The 4,981-nt window shown below is 67.0% G+C and carries 4 protein-coding genes; all 4 read left to right on the forward strand.

From position 1 onward, the window contains the following. Nucleotides 1–417 precede the first annotated feature (417 nt). Nucleotides 418–1,764 carry an MFS transporter gene (locus tag C6A77_RS24890; protein ID WP_114172001.1) on the forward strand — a complete coding sequence of 449 codons (1,347 nt, stop codon included), beginning with the start codon at nt 418–420 and terminating at the stop codon, nt 1,762–1,764. A 134-nt stretch (nt 1,765–1,898) separates the two neighbouring features. Continuing rightward, on the forward strand, nt 1,899–2,759 hold the full coding sequence (locus tag C6A77_RS24895) for a CoA transferase subunit A (RefSeq protein WP_114172002.1): 861 nt from the start codon (nt 1,899–1,901) through the stop codon (nt 2,757–2,759). Further along, on the forward strand, nt 2,756–3,535 hold the full coding sequence (locus C6A77_RS24900; RefSeq protein WP_114172003.1) for a CoA-transferase subunit beta: 780 nt from the start codon (nt 2,756–2,758) through the stop codon (nt 3,533–3,535). The genes C6A77_RS24895 and C6A77_RS24900 overlap by 4 nt, the downstream gene beginning before the upstream one ends. Continuing rightward, nucleotides 3,532–4,737 carry a 3-oxoadipyl-CoA thiolase gene (gene pcaF, locus C6A77_RS24905; protein WP_178082405.1) on the forward strand — a complete coding sequence of 402 codons (1,206 nt, stop codon included), beginning with the start codon at nt 3,532–3,534 and terminating at the stop codon, nt 4,735–4,737. Before C6A77_RS24900 ends, pcaF begins: the two co-directional genes overlap by 4 nt. The last annotated feature ends 244 nt before the right edge of the window (nt 4,738–4,981 follow it).

Here is a 4,981-nt window from a genome sequence, read left to right on the forward strand (position 1 = left end):
GGCGGCCGCGGGGGGGGCGCGTTGCCCCCCCAACCGCCCGCCCCGGGGGCCCCCCCCCGGGCCCGGGGGGGGGGGGGGGGGGGGGGGGCCGGGGGTTGGGGGCCAAAAGCGCCCCCCGTTCGAATTTTGAACAGGCAAAACCGTTTCCTGTGCGATAAACGCACAGTGTCGTTCACGGCGAATTGCTTCAGCCCCGCCTGCTGATTAATGTCTCCGGCAGCGGTCGGTTGTGCCGACCGGACAAGAACAATACAAGAGGCACTTCCCATGACGACTGTCCCCTCGCTGCCGCGGCCGCACCCGCGCGCGGTACTGTTGTATCCAGGCTGACACCCGCCGCATTTCCCCAATATTGTCCCCTGTGCCGGTTGACCGCGTGCAGTGGCCTGGCTGTGCCCTCAATTCTGGATAACAACAATGAACCAAGTGCAAAGCAACGTTGGCAATAGCCTCGACGTCCAGTCATTCATCAACCGGCAACCGCTGTCCCGCTATCAGTGGCGGGTCGTGTTGCTGTGCTTCCTGATCGTCTTCCTCGATGGCCTGGATACCGCCGCCATGGGCTTCATCGCCCCGGCCCTGTCGCAGGAGTGGGGGATCGACCGCGCCAGCCTCGGCCCGGTCATGAGTGCTGCATTGATCGGCATGGTGTTCGGCGCACTGGGCTCCGGCCCGCTGGCCGACCGGTTCGGCCGCAAGGGCGTGCTGGTGGGGGCGGTGCTGGTGTTCGGTGGCTTCAGCCTGGCTTCGGCCTACGCCAGCAATGTCGACCAGTTGCTGGTGCTGCGCTTCCTGACTGGCCTGGGGCTTGGCGCAGGCATGCCCAACGCCACCACGCTGTTGTCCGAATACACCCCCGAGCGCCTCAAGTCGCTGCTGGTGACCAGCATGTTCTGCGGCTTCAACCTGGGCATGGCCGGGGGCGGTTTCATTTCCGCCAAGATGATCCCGGCCTATGGCTGGCACAGCCTGCTGGTGATCGGTGGCGTGCTGCCATTGCTGCTGGCGCTGGTGCTGATGGTCTGGCTGCCAGAGTCGGCGCGCTTTCTGGTGGTGCGCAACCGTGGCACGGACAAGGTGCGCAAGGCCTTGTCGCCCATCGCGCCGCAGGTGGTAGCCGAGGCGGGCAGCTTCAGCGTGCCGGAACAACAGGCGGTGGCCGCACGCAACGTGTTCGCGCTGATCTTCTCCGGCACCTACGGCCTGGGCACCGTACTGCTGTGGCTGACCTACTTCATGGGCCTGGTGATCGTCTACCTGCTGACCAGCTGGCTGCCCACCCTGATGCGCGACAGCGGCGCGAGCATGGAACAGGCCGCGTTCATCGGCGCGCTGTTCCAGTTCGGTGGCGTGCTGAGTGCGGTTGGCGTGGGCTGGGCCATGGACCGCTTCAACCCGCACAAGGTAATCGGCATTTTCTACCTGCTGGCCGGGGTGTTCGCCTACGCCGTGGGGCAGAGCCTGGGCAACATCACCGTGCTGGCCACGCTGGTGCTGGTGGCCGGCATGTGCGTGAACGGCGCGCAATCGGCGATGCCGTCGCTGGCGGCGCGCTTCTATCCGACCCAGGGCCGCGCCACGGGGGTTTCCTGGATGCTCGGTATCGGCCGCTTCGGTGCGATTCTCGGCGCCTGGAGTGGGGCGACACTGCTGGGGCTGGGCTGGAACTTCGAGCAGGTGCTGACGGCGTTGCTGGTGCCGGCAGGCCTGGCGACCGTAGGCGTGATCGTGAAGGGGTTGGTGAGCCACGCGGACGCGACCTGACGCGACATGAGGAGGATCGGTAGGGAGGCAATAATTGGTTCGATAATCGCACTGAAGTTCGATTATCGGATTGTAAGCCGCCCGCCAATCTCCTTAATCTGAGCTCACCGAAGCACCCTGACCAGGAGTCTCCAATGGCTGCAATTCTCCCGCTTCACGAAGCCGTGAAGCAGTTCATCCAGGACGGCGATACCGTCGCCCTCGAAGGTTTCACGCACCTGATCCCGACTGCCGCCGGCCACGAGATCATCCGTCAGGGCAAACGCGACCTGACCCTGGTACGCATGACCCCGGACCTGATCTACGACCAGCTGATCGGCGCCGGTTGCGCGCGCAAGCTGATCTTCTCGTGGGGCGGCAACCCGGGTGTCGGTTCGCTGCACCGCCTGCGTGACGCGGTCGAAAAGCAGTGGCCACACGCCATTGAAATCGAAGAACACAGCCACGCGGACTTGGCCAACGCCTACGTCGCCGGTGCTTCGGGCCTGCCGTTCGCCGTGCTGCGTGCCTACGCCGGTTCCGACCTGCCGAAGGTCAACCCGCTGATCAAGAGCGTCACCTGCCCGTTCACCGGCGAAGTGCTGGCCGCTGTCCCGTCGGTGCGCCCGGATGTGACCGTGATCCACGCACAGAAGGCCGACCGCAAGGGCAACGTGCTGTTGTGGGGCATCCTCGGGGTGCAGAAGGAAGCCGCCCTGGCCGCCAAACGTTGCATCGTCACCGTGGAGGAGATCGTCGACGACCTGCAGGCACCGATGAACGCCTGCGTGCTGCCGACCTGGGCGCTGAGCGCGGTATGCCTGGTGCCCGGTGGCGCGCACCCGTCTTACGCCCACGGCTACTACGAGCGTGACAACCGCTTCTACCAGGCCTGGGACCCGATCGCGCGCAGCCGCGAATCGTTCACCGCCTGGATCGACACCTACATCCGTGGCACTGCCGATTTCAACGAATTCAAGGCCAGGCTGGCCAGCACCGCGGAGGCCGCACAATGAGCTACTCCACTTCCGAAATGATGACCGTCGCCGCAGCCCGGCGCCTGCGCAACGGCGCTGTGTGCTTCGTCGGGATCGGCTTGCCGTCCAAGGCTGCCAACTTGGCGCGCCTGACCTCGTCGCCTGATGTGGTGCTGATCTATGAATCCGGCCCGATTGGTGCCAAGCCGAGCGTGCTGCCGCTGTCGATCGGCGACGGCGAGCTGGCCGAGACCGCCGACACCGTGGTGCCTACCGGCGAGATTTTCCGTTACTGGCTGCAAGGCGGGCGCATCGACGTCGGCTTCCTCGGCGCCGCCCAGGTCGACCGCTTCGGCAACATCAACACCACCGTGGTGGGTGACTACCACGCCCCGAAAACCCGCTTGCCAGGTGCCGGTGGCGCGCCGGAAATCGCCGGCTCCGCCAAGCAGGTGCTGATCATCCTCAAGCAGTCGCCGCGTGCCTTCGTCGACAAGCTGGACTTCATCACCTCGGTCGGCCACGGTGAAGGCGGCGATTCACGCAAACGCCTTGGCCTGCCAGGTGAAGGCCCGGTCGGCATCATCACCGACCTGTGCATCATGGAGCCGGAAGCCGGTACCCACGAGTTCGTCGTCACTGCCATTCACCCGGGCGTGAGCCGCGAGCAGATCATCGCCGCCACTGGCTGGCCGGTGCGCTTCGCCGACACGGTGCAGAGCACTGCCGAACCGACCGAAGTCGAGCTGTCCGCCCTGCGTGACCTCGAAGCCCGTACCGCCGCGGCCCATGGCCAGGCGGCAGGAGAAGCCTGATGCGCGACGTATTCATCTGTGATGCCATCCGTACCCCGATCGGCCGTTTCGGCGGCGCCCTGGCCGGTGTGCGCGCCGATGACCTGGCGGCCGTGCCGCTGAAGGCGCTGGTCGAGCGCAACCCTGGCGTACAGTGGGAGCAGCTGGACGAAGTGTTCTTCGGCTGCGCCAACCAGGCCGGTGAAGACAACCGCAACGTGGCGCGCATGGCGCTGCTGCTGGCCGGCCTGCCACAGAGCATCCCCGGCGTTACCCTGAACCGCCTCTGTGCCTCGGGCATGGATGCCATCGGCACCGCGTTCCGCGCCATCGCCAGCGGCGAAATGGAGCTGGCGATCGCCGGCGGCGTCGAGTCGATGTCGCGTGCCCCGTTCGTCATGGGCAAGGCTGAAAGCGGCTATTCGCGCAACATGAAGCTCGAAGACACGACCATCGGCTGGCGTTTCATCAACCCGCTGATGAAGAGCCAGTACGGTGTCGACGCCATGCCGGAAACCGCTGACAACGTGGCCGACGATTACCAGGTCTCGCGCGCTGACCAGGACGCCTTCGCCCTGCGCAGCCAGCAGAAGGCTGCGGCAGCGCAGGCCGCCGGTTTCTTCGCCGAAGAGATCGTGCCGGTGCGTATCGCCCACAAGAAGGGCGAAACCGTGGTCGAGCACGATGAACACCTGCGCCCGGAAACCACCCTGGAAGCCCTGACCAGGCTGAAGCCGGTCAACGGCCCGGACAAGACTGTCACCGCCGGCAACGCCTCGGGCGTGAACGATGGCGCCGCGGCGCTGATCCTGGCTTCGGCCGAGGCCGTGAAGAAACATGGCCTGACCCCGCGCGCCCGGGTGTTGGGCATGGCCAGCGCTGGCGTCGCTCCGCGGGTGATGGGCATTGGCCCGGTGCCGGCGGTGCGCAAACTGACCGAGCGCCTGGGTGTGGCGGTGAGTGATTTCGATGTGATCGAGCTCAACGAAGCCTTTGCCAGCCAGGGCCTGGCCGTGCTGCGTGAGCTGGGTGTGGCCGACGATGCACCGCAGGTAAACCCCAACGGCGGCGCGATCGCCCTGGGCCACCCGCTGGGCATGAGCGGTGCGCGCCTGGTACTGACGGCGCTGCACCAGCTGGAGAAGAGCGGTGGGCGTAAAGGCCTGGCGACCATGTGCGTGGGCGTCGGCCAAGGGTTGGCGCTGGCCATCGAGCGGGTTTGACCTGTACTGGCCTCTTCGCGGGGTAAAACCCCCCCCCCCCGGGGGCCCCCCCCCCCCGCGGGGGGGCGGGGGGGGGGGGGGGGGGGGGGGGGGGGGGGGGGGGGGGGCGGGGGGGGGGGGGGGGGGGGGGGGGGGGGGGGCGGGGGGGGCGGGGCCCGGGGGGGGGGGGGGGGAGGTTAATAGGTTTGGGTGATGTGGGTTTAGAAGCCGGGATGCCTGTGCGGCCCCTTTCGCGGGTGAACCC

This window comes from Pseudomonas sp. AFG_SD02_1510_Pfu_092 (assembly GCF_003331055.1).
GTDB lineage: Bacteria > Pseudomonadota > Gammaproteobacteria > Pseudomonadales > Pseudomonadaceae > Aquipseudomonas.